Annotated in this window: 12 protein-coding genes and 1 riboswitch; of the genes, 7 read left to right on the plus strand and 5 right to left on the minus strand. The window is 30.3% G+C overall.

Going from position 1 to position 16,046, the window contains the following annotated elements; translation table 11 throughout:
* Positions 1-17: 17 nt before the first annotated feature.
* Together hydG and QZ286_RS07270 are read right to left on the minus strand one after the other, a co-directional pair.
* Entirely contained in the window at positions 18-1,421 is a 1,404-nt protein-coding gene (gene hydG / locus QZ286_RS07265) for a [FeFe] hydrogenase H-cluster radical SAM maturase HydG (RefSeq protein ID WP_291256295.1), read from the minus strand.
* 63 nt (positions 1,422-1,484) lie between these two features.
* The gene (locus QZ286_RS07270) at positions 1,485-2,996 is read right to left on the minus strand and encodes a YifB family Mg chelatase-like AAA ATPase (RefSeq protein WP_291256296.1); all 1,512 of its coding nucleotides are present in this window, start codon (positions 2,994-2,996) and stop codon (positions 1,485-1,487) included.
* Between the two features lie 122 nt (positions 2,997-3,118).
* On the opposite strand from QZ286_RS07270, the gene QZ286_RS07275 reads away from it, so the two are divergent.
* The 6 genes from QZ286_RS07275 (at position 3,119) to QZ286_RS07300 (ending at position 11,785) form a co-directional block, all read left to right on the plus strand.
* Entirely contained in the window at positions 3,119-6,229 is a 3,111-nt protein-coding gene (locus QZ286_RS07275; RefSeq protein WP_291256297.1) for a DUF4132 domain-containing protein, read from the plus strand.
* Positions 6,230-6,259: 30 nt separating this feature from the next.
* Positions 6,260-7,144 (plus strand): LysR family transcriptional regulator, encoded by an 885-nt coding sequence (locus tag QZ286_RS07280; protein ID WP_291256298.1) that lies wholly within the window; start codon positions 6,260-6,262, stop codon positions 7,142-7,144.
* A 438-nt stretch (positions 7,145-7,582) separates the two neighbouring features.
* Positions 7,583-9,211: an FAD-dependent oxidoreductase gene (locus QZ286_RS07285; protein ID WP_291256299.1), complete on the plus strand. Its 1,629-nt coding sequence runs from the start codon at positions 7,583-7,585 to the stop codon at positions 9,209-9,211.
* Between the two features lie 68 nt (positions 9,212-9,279).
* On the plus strand, positions 9,280-10,224 hold the full coding sequence (locus QZ286_RS07290; RefSeq protein ID WP_291256300.1) for a 4Fe-4S binding protein: 945 nt from the start codon (positions 9,280-9,282) through the stop codon (positions 10,222-10,224).
* A gap of 113 nt (positions 10,225-10,337) precedes the next feature.
* The gene (locus tag QZ286_RS07295; protein WP_291256301.1) at positions 10,338-11,381 is read left to right on the plus strand and encodes a putative sulfate exporter family transporter; all 1,044 of its coding nucleotides are present in this window, start codon (positions 10,338-10,340) and stop codon (positions 11,379-11,381) included.
* A gap of 92 nt (positions 11,382-11,473) precedes the next feature.
* On the plus strand, positions 11,474-11,785 hold the full coding sequence (locus QZ286_RS07300; RefSeq protein WP_291256302.1) for a hypothetical protein: 312 nt from the start codon (positions 11,474-11,476) through the stop codon (positions 11,783-11,785).
* Between the two features lie 107 nt (positions 11,786-11,892).
* On the opposite strand, the gene QZ286_RS07305 is transcribed toward QZ286_RS07300, so the two are convergent.
* From QZ286_RS07305 to QZ286_RS07315, 3 genes are read right to left on the minus strand one after another with little or no spacing between them, the layout of a single operon-like run.
* Positions 11,893-12,675, minus strand: a complete 783-nt coding sequence (locus QZ286_RS07305) for a MetQ/NlpA family ABC transporter substrate-binding protein (protein WP_291256303.1) — start codon at positions 12,673-12,675, stop codon at positions 11,893-11,895.
* A 25-nt stretch (positions 12,676-12,700) separates the two neighbouring features.
* Entirely contained in the window at positions 12,701-13,348 is a 648-nt protein-coding gene (locus QZ286_RS07310) for a methionine ABC transporter permease (protein ID WP_291256304.1), read from the minus strand.
* Positions 13,338-14,348: a methionine ABC transporter ATP-binding protein gene (locus QZ286_RS07315; RefSeq protein ID WP_291256305.1), complete on the minus strand. Its 1,011-nt coding sequence runs from the start codon at positions 14,346-14,348 to the stop codon at positions 13,338-13,340. Before QZ286_RS07315 ends, QZ286_RS07310 begins: the two co-directional genes overlap by 11 nt.
* A 74-nt stretch (positions 14,349-14,422) precedes the next feature.
* Positions 14,423-14,509: riboswitch (SAM riboswitch) on the minus strand.
* A gap of 115 nt (positions 14,510-14,624) precedes the next feature.
* Here QZ286_RS07315 and yqeC point away from each other — a divergent pair.
* Positions 14,625-15,893: a selenium cofactor biosynthesis protein YqeC gene (yqeC, locus tag QZ286_RS07320; protein ID WP_291256306.1), complete on the plus strand. Its 1,269-nt coding sequence runs from the start codon at positions 14,625-14,627 to the stop codon at positions 15,891-15,893.
* The last annotated feature ends 153 nt before the right edge of the window (positions 15,894-16,046 follow it).

The raw sequence follows: 16,046 nt of genomic DNA on the forward strand, positions 1-16,046 counted from the left end.
TTATTCATTTATACTAGCTATACCGAAATATCTCTAGCTCCATTTTCAATATCTTTTAAGAATCCTTTAATCTTATTTTTAAACTCTTCATTTGGCATTTTTTCTAAAGCTTCAAGAATAGCTTTACTTCCCAATTCTCTTAAAGAATCATCAGCATAATCAAGTAAGAACTCTTTTAAAGTCATAAGAGCGTTAGCTTCACACATAACATTGATGTTTCCACTCTTTGCTATCTCCATAAATCTATCTCCTGTACGTCCAGAACGATAACAAGCAGTACAATAACTAGGGATGTAACCACTCTTTATTAGACTTTCTAGCATCTCCATAGGAGAACGGTGATCCCCTACTTCAAATTGAGCAGTATTTTCATTAGCTTCAGAGTATCCACCTACACCAGTACAAGAACCAGTACTTACTTGTGAAATTCCCAATTCAATAATCTCATCTCTAAATCCACTCTCTTCTCTAGTAGAAAGTATCATACCTGTATAAGGAACAGCTAATCTTAATACAGCTACTATTTTTCTAAAATCATCGTCATTAACAAGATGTGGGTACTCTTTTAATGTAACATTGCTAGCTTCTCTAAGTCTTGGAACAGATATAGTATGAGGTCCAACTCCAGTGACTCTTTCAAGCTCATTAGCATAAAGTATCATAGCTACAGTTTCGTATTTATGGTCATAAAGTCCATACAGTACACCGATTCCAATATCATCTATCTCAGCTTCTCTAGCTCTAAACATAGCTGTAGTATGGTAATAGTAATCTTTCTTAGGACCAGATAGGTGTTGAGACTCGTATGTAGGTTTATGGAAAGTCTCTTGGAAAAGAGTATAAGTACCTATTTCAGCTTCCTTTAATTTTCTATAGTTTTCAACAGTTGTAGCAGCAATATTGATATTTATTCTTCTGATGTTTCCATTTTCAAATTTGATAGAATAGATATCTTTAATGCACTCTAAAATATAGTCTAAAGAGCAGTTAATAGGATCTTCTCCAGCTTCAAGAACAATTCTTTTATGTCCAAGTTTTTCTAAAGCTTTTACTTCACTTACAAGCTCTTCTCTAGTCAATTTTTTTCTATTAAGTTTATCATTGCAATGTTGGTAACCACAGTATACACAGTTATTTACACAGTAGTTGCTCACGTAAAGTGGAGCAAACATAACAATTCTTTTCCCATAAATTTTTTCTTTAATCTGTTTTGCAACTTTGTATATTTTTTCTAAAAGATCCTTATCTTCCACATTTAATAGAATTGCAGCCTCTTCAGGAGTAATTCCTTCAGCAAGAGATGCTTTCTCTATTATCTTGTTGATAGTCTCTCTGTCATTTGAATATTTTTTTGCAGACATTAAGATCTCGTTTATCTTATCTTCATTTAAGAAATTAATGTCATATGTTTCTTTTTTCATATCGTTCACCTTTTCTTAAAATTTACTCTTTTTATTATACCATATTGATATACAATTTGCTAATTAATTTATTGAGTTTTCTCTAAAAGAAACTGCCTCCATAAGATGTTCTTTTTCAATGTCACTACTTCCAGCAAGATCTGCTATAGTACGAGCTACTTTTAGAATCTTATCGTAGCCTCTAGCAGAGATTTGTAGTGTTTGTATAACCTTTTTAAAGTATTCTCTATTTTCATCAGATAGAGTACAATATTTTTGGATATCTTTTTGAGACATCATTCCGTTGTATATGTCATCTCCAAACCTCTCCTTTTGAATGGCTCGAGCTTTAATAACTCTCTCTCTAATAATTTTTGAAGAGTCCCCACTTTGATATGTAAGTAACTCATTTTCATTGAGTCTTCTCATTTCAACATGGAGATCAATTCTATCCATTATTGGACCAGATATTTTTTTTATATATTTATTTATCTCGGTCTGAGTACAGATACATTTACCTGTAGGTTCTAGAGCATAGCCACAAGGACAAGGATTGGTTGCCGCTACAAAGATAAAGTTAGATTTAAATTCAACTCTATATTGAGCTCTAGATATGGAAACAATACCGTCTTCTAAAGGTTGTCTCAAACTTTCAAGGACGCTTCTAGGAAATTCAGCTAGCTCATCAAGAAAAAGTACTCCACCTGAGGCGAGACTGATCTCCCCAGGAATAACTTTTTTTCCACCACCTACTATAGATACAGGTGTGCTTGTGTGATGAGGGGATCTGAAAGGAGGAGAGCTTATTATAGGCTTTGATTCTGTCAACTCTCCAGCAATACTATATATTTTGGTGCTTTCAATTATCTCTTTCTCATTTAGTGGAGGAAGTATAGTGGTAATTCTTTTACAAAGCATAGATTTTCCAGAACCTGGACTACCAATTAAAATGATATTATGTTTTCCAGCTGCTGCAATCTCTAAGGCTCGTTTTGCCATACTCTGTCCTTTTACATCTAAAAAGTCCATTAAGTTCTCTTCATTTTTCTCTATAATCTTAGTTTGAACACTTTTAACTATATTTTTTGAAATAAAATTTACAACATCATTTAAATTTTCTACAGGAACGATGTTAATTCCTTTGATCAAAGTAGCTTCTTGGAAATTTTCAAGAGGAAGTACCACTCCTTTGTAGCCATTTTCTTTAGCAAAAATTACGGAGTTAAGAGCCCCACGAATTCTCTTTACATCACCATTTAAAGATAACTCACCTAAAAAGAGGTAGTTGTCAATTGCATTGTATCTATCTTTTATAAAGCCCATAACCAACATTATACCTATAGCAATGGGGAGATCGAAATGTGATCCCTCTTTTCTAATTCCAGCTGGAGATAGATTGACTATGATTTTTTTAGGTTCTAATTTAAAGCCACTATTTTTTAAAGCTGTTTTAATTCTATCTTTACTCTCAGAGATAGCAGTATCACCCAAACCAATAATAGAAAAATTTGGAAGGCCATTACTTATATCAACTTCAACTTCAATTAAGAAAGATTCTACACCTAAATAACTAGAACTTAGTACCCTTTTATTCATAGCTAAAACCTCCAGAATGATATGATCTATTATTATATTATACCACATTTTCTTAAAGAGAGATTAGGAGTTATTTAAATTATATGTTAAAATATATTGAATTATAAGTTATGGAGGGCTGAATGAGTAGAGAGAAAATATCGAAATATCTATTAAGTAGTTGTAATAAGATGAATAGAAAAAAAATAGAGGAGTTTTTATATGAGAGTTCAGATGAAAAATTCAATAGAAATGAACTAGCTAAGATAAAATTTTATAATCATCTTCTATTTTCTGAATTAGATATCTTTAATAGAAATAAAACATTAAAAAAAGGTGAGGATACCAATATTTTAAAAAGATTATTTACATTGGGATATGATTGTTATCAAGATAAGATGATAGAGGAGTTGTCTAACTTTAATCAGAGATATCTTTTTTACAAGGAGTTAAAATTTTCACAGGATTTTATAATAAAGGATTTAGAATACAGCTTTAAAAATAAAGGGATGGCTATGCTAACTTTTGAAATTCTAGTTAATGAAGTAGAGAAGAGATTTCCAGATCTATTAGAAAATTATCTAGCTTCAGATAGAGTGGATAAGGTTACATCTCTTGTATTGATAGCACTTAAACAAAAAATTCAAGATGGGAAAAAAGATAAGATTGTAGAGTTAGAGCAGGAGATTATAAATGTTATATGTAGAAACTACTCAAAAGAGAGAGTAGAGAATATATTAAACTATGATCTAGGGATAAAAGAGCTAAAATTTGATTTAGATAGTGATGGAGAAAAAGCTGGAGAATTAGTTGAAGTTATAAAGAGTGTCTATTCTGATGTTGAGAGTGAGAATAGGGAGTATATATTAAAACTTATAGAGATACTTACTTTTCCAGATATGTTAAAAGAAAAAAACTTCTCAAATGAAAAAGCCTACTCTAAATATATAAATGAGTCAAATTTACCATTTATTTATAAACTTGTATATTTATATCAAAGTAGTGAAAAATTCAGTATTTTTGGAGAGCTAAAAACTCTTATAGAGAGTGATATTGAGAAAAGTATTGAACTATTGGAGAGAATGTGTGAACAAAATATCGAGCTAGGGTCAATAATACTTTCTGTACTACTGAGAGAGGATATTTTAGCTGAAGAGGATAAAAGCAGATATTTGAATAGTTATAGAGAGAGAATAAATCTTTTAATATCTCAATTGGATGGGAAAAAAGAGATGGAAAAAGAGATTAGAATTTTAAATACTTTAGGTTATATGTTGACTTTTATGGATGTAGAAGTTGAGATAAAGAGTATGTATGAATTTTACTTAGAAAAAAAGAGAGATCTAAATGAGTTTATAAATATAATATCTAATTATGAGATGGTAGTAGGAGAAGAGAGTAGAGTTAATCCTTGGGAGATTGTAGCTAAAATAACAAATTTAGATAAAAAATTTCTAATTGTAGGAACACTAGAGTATGTCGTGATAAAATCTGAAAAGGAATTTACAGAATTTGTAAAGAAGAATGAAGAGATTTTTTATGAACTTTTAGAGAAAAATGTATTTAAGGATTATCACTCTTTTGGCGAGATGATGCAGTACACATACAGGACAGATACTCAATTTAATGTTGAGAGCTTAATGTCTTATCTTTCAACAACTAATGAGGAGATTTTAGAGTTATTATTTGAAATATTGAAAACCAAAGAGAAAGAGTGTTCTTTAAAGATAGTAGAGCTAGCAGAGTCAAAAAATAAAGTGATTTTGAAAAATATTGAAAAATTGAAAAGAGTTTGGGAAGGGGATAGAACAAGTAATTTCAACAGTATAGTTGAATTAGAGGAGTATTGCAAAGAGATACTACAACAGGAAAAGAGAGATATCCCATATCTAAAGAGTGAAGTCTATAAAATAGTAAGAGAAAAAGATAGTGATAGATTAGTAGATGAAGCTGTGATAAAGTTGTATGTCTCATTACATACACTATCTAATGAGGAGAGAGAGACAAAATTTGGTAAAAAGATAAGAGAGTTTTTAAATGAGAGGGATTTGAGAAAATGTATAAAAACTCTATTGGAAACTTGGATAGATAATAAGATGCCAGAAAAATATATAGGTATAGTAAAGGTTTTTTCTTTTGTTGCTGATGATTTTATGGTAGATGAGTTTTTAACACAGTGTGAAAATTTAATAAAAAAAGGAAAATCTAAAGAGGTATTGAATATATTATTGATAATGGTGTATAGTGGTAGAAGAGATATATTCACACTACTTCAACATATACAAAATGGGCTACAAAATCCTCAAATGGAGAGATTTTTAATAGAGAATGCTTCAATTGAAACAGATGAAGTATTTAATCCAATATTTGAAAATAGGTTGGATTTTTCTTTAGGATTTGATAAAATTGGAGTAAAAGTATTAGATTACGGAAAAAGAGAGATCAAGTTGATATTGAATAGAGATCTAAATGTTTCGATATATAATCAAGAGGAAAAAGAGTTAAAGAGCTTACCTAAATTTTCAAACAAATTTGAAGATGAAGAGAAGAGAGTGGAATTTTACCAGAAAGAGTTAAAGAGATTAAAAAAGAGAAAAGAGTATCTAGTAGCAGAGACAGAAAACTTCTTTGTATATCAGATGATTGGAAATAGAGAATGGAGAGAAGAGGAGTGGAAAGAGGAGCTGTTGAATGATTTTCTTTTAAGATATTATTCAAACTTTGTAATTTGGTGTGTGAAAGTTAAAGGAAAACAACACTTTTGTACTTTTGATTTAGAGAAAGGTATATTTATAGATGTAGTTACAGAAGAGGAGATCAGAGAGGCAGAGAGTATAAAAGTTTTCTATTCTGGTGAAGTAGAGATTGAAAAGGCAAAGGAAATAGAGAAAAAAGCAGAGAAATTAAATGGAATGGTATTCGATAAGCAATTTAAGGTAAAAGATAGTAATGTTGAGGATCTGAATAAGTTTAAAAATATAAAGCTATCTGAAAATAAGATTGTAAATGTATTGGAAAATGAGCTAGTTAACTATATAGTTACTGAAGGAAAAGAGGATACATCTGAAAAATTAATCATATTAGATAAGGTAAACAGAGTGTTTTTAGAGATGGATATCATAAGAATAGGGAAGACAGAGTATCAACTAAATGAATTTGATTTCTATACAGAGAAAAGAGATAGAGTGAAATTAGAAAGTATAGATTTTAGATTTAGAAGTTTTGTTTCATATATTTTTAATCTGATAAAGTAGTAATAAAATGATTATAAAGGGAGTGGTATTATGACATTAAGGCATCTTCTAATTTTTATAGAAGTAGCTAATTGTGGGAAAATGAGTCAGGCTGCGAATAAACTTTTTATATCTCAGCCTACAGTGAGTCAAGTAATTTCAGAATTAGAGGCACATTATGAAGTTAAGTTATTTGAGAGATTTCCGAAAACTCTATGTATAACAGAGGATGGAAAGATCTTACTAAATCATGCTAAAAAGGTTATAAACTATTATAATGTACTAGAAGAAACAATGAAAAATCCAAATCATAACTTACCATTACAAATTGGAGCTACAGTAACAATAGGTAATAGGTTGATAAGCTTGATCTTAAGCAAATTTAAAGAGAAACATGAAGATGAAAAAATAAGAGTATATGTAAATAACACAAGAGAGATTGAGAAAAGATTGCTATCAAATGAGTTAGATGTAGGTATAGTAGAGGGAATAATAAAGAGTCCACATCTGTTAGTAACACCTATAAAAGAGGATAAATTAGTTTTAGTTTGTAGCTCTGAGCATCCATTAGCTAGTAAAGAGATTGTATCAATGAAAGATATAGTAAAGGAAAATTTTATAATGAGAGAAGAGGGAAGTGGAACTAGAGATATCTTTACTAACTTTGTACAGGCACAAGGGTATAGTATAAATATTGATTGGGAAGCTAGTGAACCAGGGGCGATAATTCAAGGTGTTTTAAATAATCATGGAATAACTGTAATATCAGAGTGCTTGGTAGAGAATGAGATAAAGGATGGAAAGTTAAAAAAATTAGAGCTAAAAGGATTTAAATGGAAAAGAACATTTAATTTAGTTTATCATAAAAATAAGGTATTATCACCAGCAGTAAAAGATTTTTTAGAAGAGATTAAAAAATTTTGTGAGAATATGTAGATTTTAAAATAATTTTAATTGTATTAATTAAGAAAAATAAGAGAATTGTGTAATTAAAAGAGAATGGATTAATTTTTTATTGATCAAATTTTCAGAATTTTGCACAATTCTTGTTTTTTTTGAGGAAAAATATGGATATTTTTTGAAATTGTTTGATTAAAATTAACGCATATTATAATAATATAAAAAAATACAATACTAAGAATAAAAATGTGTAAAATACTAAAAACTTAGAAAAAATAGTGGTAAGTTAAAGAAGTAATCAAAAAATGGTTAATTTTACAGTGATTTTAATCACGACTATATTAGTTTTTTTTATATATTATATTTGATAAAACTATTTTATTTTTTTTATCTAAAATGTTATAATCATCCTGAAAAAATAATATTTAAGTATAACTTTACAATTTTGAAAAAAGATTTAAAGGAGTGAATATCATGAGAGTATTAATTATCGGTGGAGTAGCTGCTGGAACTAAAGTAGCAGCAAAATTAAAAAGAGAAAATCGTGATCATGAAGTTACAATAATTACTAAGAGTAAAGATATCTCTTATGCAGGTTGTGGATTACCTTATTATGTAGGAAATATAATAAAGGATCAATCACAGTTAATAGTAAATACACCTGAGAAATTTGCAAAACTTACAGGAGCAGAAGTTCATACTGAAACAGAAGCTATCGAAGTAAATAGAGCAGAAAAAACAGTTAAAGCAATTGATTTAAAAACAAACGAAGAGAAAGTTTATACATATGATAAATTAGTTATAGCTACAGGAGCTAGACCATTCGTTCCAAACTTAGAGGGAATAGATCTACCTGGTGTTTACTTTATGAGAACTCCAGAAGATGCAATAAGCTTAAGAGCTGATATTGAAGCTGGAAAAATAAAGAGAGCAGCTGTAATTGGTGGAGGATATATCGGATTAGAAGTAGCAGAAAACTTAGCATTACAAGATGTTAAAACTACTGTAATTGAGATGGCACCAAATATCTTAGCTGGTTTTGATAAAGAGTTTGCAGAATTTGCAGAAAATCATCTAGCAGATCACGGAATAATGGTATTTGCAAATACTAAATTAGAAGCAATTTTAGGAGAGGGAAAAGTTGAGAAAATCCAAACTTCTAGAAGAGCTATGAAAGTGGATGCAGTTATTATGTCTGCAGGAATAAGACCAAATACAGAGTTCTTAAAAGATAGTGGAATAGAATTAAATGCAAATGGAACTGTAAAAGTTAACGAATATATGCAAACAAATGATGAAAATATATATGCAGCAGGAGATTGTGTATTTGTAAAAAATATAATCACAGGAAAAGATGTATGGGCACCTATGGGATCTACAGCTAATATGGAAGGACGTATAGTTGCTAGAAACATAAATGGTGAAAAAATAGCTTATAAAGGAGTAGTAGGAACTGCAGTTGCAAAACTTCCTGAATTAAATGTAGGAAGAACAGGGCTTACTGAAAAAGCTGCAAAAGAAGCTGGATACAATGTTGTTTCAGTTATTACAGTAGCTGATGATAAGGCACACTACTATGCAGGAGCATCAAACTTCTTTATAAAATTAATAGCTGATAGAGATACATTAAAAGTATTAGGACTACAAGTAATGGGAGTTGGAGCAGTAGATAAAGTAGTTGACGTAGTTGTAACTGCAATGTCTATGGGAGCTACTCTTCACGATTTAGAAGATTTAGATTTAGCATATGCACCACCATTCTCAACAGCAATACACCCATTAGTTCATACAGTAAATGTTATGTTTAACAAGCTAAAAGGAGCTTATGAAACAGTAACTCCAGAAGAGTATACAAATGGTGAAACAGAAGGATATACAATATTAGATGCTTGTTTAGTACCAACATTAGAGGGTAAAGAGTATGTGGACTTACCTACAATAACAGGAAAATTACCTAACCATGAGCTAGATGAAAAATTACTATTAATTTGTAATAAAGGTAAGCGTGCTTATATGGTTCAAAACCGTTTAAAATATTATGGATATACTAATACAAAGGTATTAGAAGGTGGAGAGAAATTTACTCCAATTAATGAAGACTAATAAAGTTGTTATTAAGAAGGATAAAGAATAAAAGTAAATTAAAATATTAGAATTGAGGAGGAAGATCGATGGCATTAAAACCAGAAGATATCAAAAGAGTAAAAGCTCTAGGGTTTTTACATAACAAAGGGACGGAGGAATTCTCTGTGAGAGTTATAACTGAGAATGGAGTTATAACAGCAGCTCAAAATACAGCAATATCAGAAGTAGCAGAAAAATTTGGAGCAGGAAGAGTTAGTTTTACATCAAGATTAACTGTTGAGATTCCAGGAATAAACTACAATGATATAGAGGCAGTAAGAGAGTACTTTGCAAAATACGATTTAGTAACTGGAGGAACTGGATCAAAAGTAAGACCAGTAGTAGCTTGTAAAGGAACAACTTGTAACTATGGATTATGTGATACTCAAGCTATAGCAACTGAGATTCACAAAAGATTCTTTGAGGGGTATGCAGATGTAAAATTACCTCATAAATTCAAAATTGCAGTTGGAGGATGTCCAAATAACTGTGTAAAACCTGATTTAAATGATATCGGAATTATAGGTCAAAGAGTGCCTAAGTTTGATGAAGATCTATGTAGTGGATGTAAAAAATGTGCTGTAGAAAATGTATGTCCAATGAAGGCAGCAAAAGTTGTAGATGGAATATTAGAGATTGATAAAGATCTTTGTAACAACTGTGGTCTTTGTGTAGGAAAATGTCACTTTGATGCAATAGAAGATGGAGATTATGGATTCAAAATCTATATCGGAGGAAGATGGGGTAAAAAGATCGCTCACGGTATTGCATTAAGAAAGGTATTTACTTCAAAAGAGGAAGCATTATCAGTAATTGAAAAAGCTATACTTTTATTCAGAGAGCAAGGAAAAACTGGAGAAAGATTTGCAGCTACAATAGAGAGAATAGGATTTGATAATGTAGAAGCTCAATTATTAGCTAATGATTTATTAGATAGAAAACAAGAGATAATAGATGCTAAATTACATTTAGTTGGTGGGGCTACTTGCTAGTTTTATAAATAAGCTTTTTTAAGCTAACTAAACTGCTGAATTTATCACTCAGCAGTTTTTTTATAAAAAAATTATAATTGGAAAAACTAATATATGGTATAGGAGAAAACATTATGAATAAGAAGAATATGGCAATTATGACTTGTATAGTATTGGCAGTAATAGCAACAAAAATATCAAAAATGCAACATTGGGTGGGAGCTCCAATGATAGGATTACTATTTGGTATTCTATTAGTAAACTTCTTACCTAATATAGATAAGGACTTTAAAGCTGGAACTACATTTGCAGGAAAAAAATTCTTAAATATTGGTATCATACTAGCTGGAGGAACTCTTAACTTTGCTCAAGTAATCGGTTATGGAGCAAAGGCACTTCCTTTAATTATAGCAAATATCTGTTTCTCTTTTGGAGTAGCTTACTTAGTTGGAAAAAAATTAGGAGTAACTAAAAATACAAGCACACTAGTAGGAGGAGGAAGTTGTATCTGTGGGGGTACAGCTATAGCAACTCTTGCTGGAATAATCAAAGCAAAAGAAGAAGAGATAGCATATGCTATGACAGCAATATTTTTATTCGATATTTTAGCAGCTGTATCTTATCCTTACTTAGCAACTGCTTTAAACTTAACTGTTAATCAATTTGGATTCTTAGCAGGTTGTGCAATCAATGATACATCAAGTGTTGCAGCAGCAGAAGCAACTTACAACGCACTACATGGATTAAACTTAAACCTAGCTATAACAGTTAAATTAACAAGAACAACTATGCTAATAGCTCTTGCAGTAATATTTACTGTTTTAAGAGTAAAAGAGGAATCTGCATTAAACAATGGTACTGGTTCAGAAGTATCATTAGTAAAAACTATTGTAAAAGTGTTTCCTATGTTCATACTTTGGTTCTTAATAATGGCACTATTAAATACTTTAGGAGTATTTAACATGATCAGTACAGAGTCACTTAAAGTTGGAAAATTATTGAGTACAGGATATAAATTCTTTGTAACTGTTGCATTAGCAGGGGTAGGATTTAAAATTAAATTTGTAGATCTATTTACAAAAGGATTAAAACCAATCATTCTTGGTGGATGTACTTGGGCAGCAGTAGCAGCTTCAACATTTATTTTTATACATGTATTTGCTGGATATGTGGGGTAATTAATATAGAGAGCAGTTCATTAAAAAATGAGCTGCTTTTTTTTGTATACATATGTTATAATAGGATTAATCATAGATTTGGGAGTGGTATTATGTATTACAGTGTATTTTTTAAATTAAAAACAGAAGAGAATGTAAGAGGAATTTTAAATTTTTCATCTAAAGTGGAGATTGTGGAAAAAATTTATAATCCTTACAAAAATAGTGGTAAGCTTGAACTAGAAAATGAGATAGTATCGAAAGAAGATATAGAGTTTCTTCAGATAGTTGAGACAGGATTACAAGCACCAGAAAACTATTTAAATGTAAAAAGATATATAAAAGAGACTAAGCAACTGGGAGAAAAATTTTTAAATGAGAGATTCCCTAACTATTATGCTAAAGATATAACTGATGAGATATAGAAAAAATCCTCCATTATGGAGGATTTTTTAGGGGAAAGAATTTTATGAATTAATTTATATACTTTTGACGTGATAAGTTAGAAAAAAGTTTAAAAATTTATAAAAAATTAAAATGCAGGAACTACTCCACCATTATAATTATTTAAAATATACTCTTTAATCTTTTCACTTTGTAGAGCTTTAACTAATTTAACAATGTCCTCTTTCTTTTCATCTCCACCTCTTACAGCAATGATATTAGCATAAGGTGATTCCTCTCCCTCTAGAATTAAAGCATCTTTTACTGGAGAAAAACCAGCTTCAAGAGCATAGTTACCATTTATGATAGCAGCATCTACATCAGGTAAAACTCTAGGTAGTTGTGGAGCTTCAATAGGTTTGAATTTTATTTTTTTAGGATTGTCTACAATATCAAATTCAGTAGCATATAGATTATTAGGATCAGCTAATTTTATAATCCCTTTGTTGTGTAGAAGGATTAAAGCTCTTCCACCATTAGAAGGATCATTAGGTATAGCAATTATAGCTTTTGAAGGAAGTTCCTCAATTTTTGAATATTTTTTAGAGAATACTCCAATAGGCTCCACATGTATCTTACCAGCATTAACTAAATTTAATCCTCTTTCAGTAGCAAATTTTTCTAAATAAGGATAGTGTTGGAAGAAGTTAGCATCAATCTCTCCGTCTGCAAGTGCCAAATTAGGTGTGATATAATCAGTAAAATCTATTAATTTTAAGTCCACACCTTGATTTTTCAAGTCCTCTTTAACAAGATTTAAAAGTTCAGCGTGGGGAACAGGAGTAGCTCCTATTTTCAACTCACCAGCAGATAAGTTTGTACCTAAGATTAAAAGTCCTGTGAATAAAAGTGTTTTAAACGATTTTTTCATATTTCTCACTCCTTTTTTTATATTATTATCTATTTTTTTTAAGCTTGTTAACAATATAATTTCCTAAAGATTGTAAAATTTGAACCAGAATGATTATAACAATTACTGAATATATCATAATATCCATTTTAAATCTTTGATAACCAAATCTAATAGCTAGGTCTCCTAAACCACCTGCTCCAATTGTTCCTGCCATTGCAGAAAAACCAACAAGACTTATTATTGTTATAGTAATACCATGAACAATATGAGGGAGAGTTTCAGGAATCATGACTTTGAATATTATAGTCCAGTTATTAGCTCCCATACTTGAACTAGCTTCAATAAGTCCTTTATCTACTTCATTTAATGCACCTTCTATCATTCTAGCAACAAAAGGAGCTGCAGATATAGAAAGAGGAACAACTGCTGCAGTACTTCCTATTGTAGTTCCCACAATTACTCTAGATAATGGAAATAGCAGTATCATAAGAATAATAAAGGGAAAAGATCTAAAAGTATTGATAGTAAAATCTAAAATCTTATTAAAACGTGGATATTCTAGTATATTTCCCTCTTTTGTAATAGTTAGAAGAATTCCAATTGGAAATCCAATTAAAAGAGAGAAAAAAGTAGAGAGAATAACCATATATAAAGTTTCTAATGTAGAAGTTAAAATCATATTAAATACCATTGTATATCACCTCAGTTAATACTCCAGCTTCATTTTTAAACCATTGAATAGCTTCTTTTTGTTGCTCCATATTTCCAGATAATTCTATAAAGAGGTGACCAACCTTCATAGTTGAAAGATGATCTATAGAACCACCTATGATACTAAAATCAATATTAAATGTTCTCACTGCCTTAGAAATAATAGGTTCATCAGCAATTGTTCCTAAAAACTCAAGTCTAAGAATAGATTTTCCACGAGTTTTCATAATGTCAATACCCTTCTCTTCTGTACCTGGAAGATAAGAGATCAACTCTTTGGTAATCTCAGTTTGAGGATTAGCAAAGATGTGGTGTACACTTCCAGATTCAACAATTTCTCCAGCAGTCATTACAGCCACTTTATTACAAATATCTCTAATTACTTCCATTTGATGAGTTATCATAATAACAGTTAAATTAAATTTTTTCTGAATATTTTTAATCAATTCAAGTATTGATTTAGTTGTTTTTGGATCTAAGGCTGAAGTAGCCTCGTCAGATAATAGAACATCAGGATTATTAGCTAGTGCTCTAGCAATAGCAACTCTCTGTTTCTGTCCACCAGAGAGTTGAGAGGGATAGTAATCTCTCTTGTCACTCAATTCTACCAGTTCTAAAAGCTCAGTAACTCTCCTATCTATGTCAGATTTTTTCCAATTGGCTATCTCTAAAGAGAAAGCTATATTTTCTCCCACTGTTCTAGAGGCAAGGAGATTAAAGTGTTGAAAGATCATTCCTATTTTTTTTCTTCTCTCTAGCAATTTGTCTTTAGAAAGAGCAGTAATATCCACACCATCTATTATTATTTTTCCGTTTGTAGGCTCCTCTAACCTATTTATAAGTCTGATAAGAGATGATTTTCCAGCTCCACTAAGACCTATTATTCCAAAAATATCTCCTGTTTTAATCTCTAAAGAAACATTTTTTACAGCATGATATCCATTGGGATATATTTTATTAATATTCTGTATCTCTATCATTTTTCCTCCTATAAAAAAATCTCTAATGCCATCAAGGAATTAGAGATTTAATAGACTTTGTACACGACTAGTTCTATCCATCTGTCTGGAATTAGCACCACACCATTGGGCAGGTTGCTGAAACATCTCTGGGCCAGTCCCTCAGTTTCTCTTGATGGTTATTTCTTATTAGAGTTATAATATAACTTTTTTACAGAATTGTCAATATATTTTTAAAAAATATGGACTATTTTTTTTTAATGTTTTACAATATAAGAAAAACAAAGGAAATGTGAGATGTTAGAAGGATTAGATATAAAAAAAGACGATATAATTACAATTACAGGAGCTGGTGGAAAGAGTTCTTTGATGTTTTTTTTAGCAAGAGAGTTAGCTAAAATCGGGAGAGTACTAGTGACTACAACTACCAAGATATTTGTTCCAGAGAGAGAAAATTTTGAGGAGTTAGTCGTTGAAGGAAAAAGGATAAAAGGAGAGTTTAAAAATATCTATGTTTATGGTAAAAAAATTATAGATGGAAAGATAGAGGGGTTATCTGAAGAGAAGATAATGAATATCAAAAATAATTTTGACTTTGTTCTAATTGAGGGTGATGGAGCAAAGAGAAAGATATTGAAATCTTGGAACAGTTATGAACCTTGTATCCCTACAATAACAACCAAAGTAATAGGAGTTGTTAATTTAGATATAGGAGGGCTGGAGTTAAAAGAGGAGAATATACATAGATTTGAGATATTTAAAGATAATTTTTATAATTTTATAGGAGAGAGAGCAACGGAAAAATTCATTATTGACTATATACAAAAGGGAGAGTTTTTTAAAAATTACTCATCAGGAAAAAAATATATATTTCTCAATGGAATTGACGGGAAGAAATATCTTGAGAAATTTTCACTAGCTTTGAAAATTTGTAATCAATTAAATGCTACATATGAATTTATTCTAGGTTCTGTTAAGGAGAAAAATATATTTAAATTTAAATCCACAGATGCTATTGTTATGGCTTCAGGTTTTTCTAAACGAATGGGTCAAGATAAGTTAAAACTTCCTTATAGAGATACTACAATTTTAGGTTACACATTGGATAAATTGAGTAACTTACCATTTTATAATGTCTATGTCTGTGGAAGAGAGGAGTGGATAAAGAGGATAACAGAGCTATATAATTTTACGTATTTAGAGAACTTAAAAGCTAGTTTTGGACAGAGTGAAAGTATAAAATTGGGGATAAAAAACTCTCAAGGAGAGGGAGTAGTTTTTTTTACTGGAGATCAGCCATTACTATCAAAGGAGAGCATACTTAAACTTTATTATAATTTTCAAAGATATGGATATATAACTATTCCAAAGGCTCAAGGAGAAAATTTTTCACCAGTATTTTTTCCAGAGAGTAAAAAAAGCGAGTTGTTATCTCTTTCTGGAGATGTAGGAGGAAGAGAGGTTATAAAAAGATCTGCAATGGTAGTATATGTTGAATTTTCTAGAAAGATAGAGTTTACGGATATAGATACGCCAGAGGAGTATGATGAAATAAATAGTTTTTAATAAATAATGAGGAAAATAAAAGGGGCTGTTGCAAACTGATGGTTTTTAAATATCAGTTGCAACGCCTTTTTCTTTTTTTGCAAAAAAATAGAAATCATTTAATTGATTTCCTAGGTTTTTAATTTCTTAATTTAAATTTTGGCAGCACAAAAA

This window comes from Fusobacterium sp. (assembly GCF_019012925.1).
Lineage (GTDB): Bacteria > Fusobacteriota > Fusobacteriia > Fusobacteriales > Fusobacteriaceae > Fusobacterium_A.

Coding starts and splice junctions, on each gene's coding strand:
- hydG (WP_291256295.1), bottom strand. CDS start 1,421: ATGAAAAAAGAAACATATGACATTAATTTCTTAAATGAAGATAAGATA.
- QZ286_RS07270 (WP_291256296.1), bottom strand. CDS start 2,996: ATGAATAAAAGGGTACTAAGTTCTAGTTATTTAGGTGTAGAATCTTTC.
- QZ286_RS07275 (WP_291256297.1), top strand. CDS start 3,119: ATGAGTAGAGAGAAAATATCGAAATATCTATTAAGTAGTTGTAATAAG.
- QZ286_RS07280 (WP_291256298.1), top strand. CDS start 6,260: ATGACATTAAGGCATCTTCTAATTTTTATAGAAGTAGCTAATTGTGGG.
- QZ286_RS07285 (WP_291256299.1), top strand. CDS start 7,583: ATGAGAGTATTAATTATCGGTGGAGTAGCTGCTGGAACTAAAGTAGCA.
- QZ286_RS07290 (WP_291256300.1), top strand. CDS start 9,280: ATGGCATTAAAACCAGAAGATATCAAAAGAGTAAAAGCTCTAGGGTTT.
- QZ286_RS07295 (WP_291256301.1), top strand. CDS start 10,338: ATGAATAAGAAGAATATGGCAATTATGACTTGTATAGTATTGGCAGTA.
- QZ286_RS07300 (WP_291256302.1), top strand. CDS start 11,474: ATGTATTACAGTGTATTTTTTAAATTAAAAACAGAAGAGAATGTAAGA.
- QZ286_RS07305 (WP_291256303.1), bottom strand. CDS start 12,675: ATGAAAAAATCGTTTAAAACACTTTTATTCACAGGACTTTTAATCTTA.
- QZ286_RS07310 (WP_291256304.1), bottom strand. CDS start 13,348: ATGGTATTTAATATGATTTTAACTTCTACATTAGAAACTTTATATATG.
- QZ286_RS07315 (WP_291256305.1), bottom strand. CDS start 14,348: ATGATAGAGATACAGAATATTAATAAAATATATCCCAATGGATATCAT.
- yqeC (WP_291256306.1), top strand. CDS start 14,625: ATGTTAGAAGGATTAGATATAAAAAAAGACGATATAATTACAATTACA.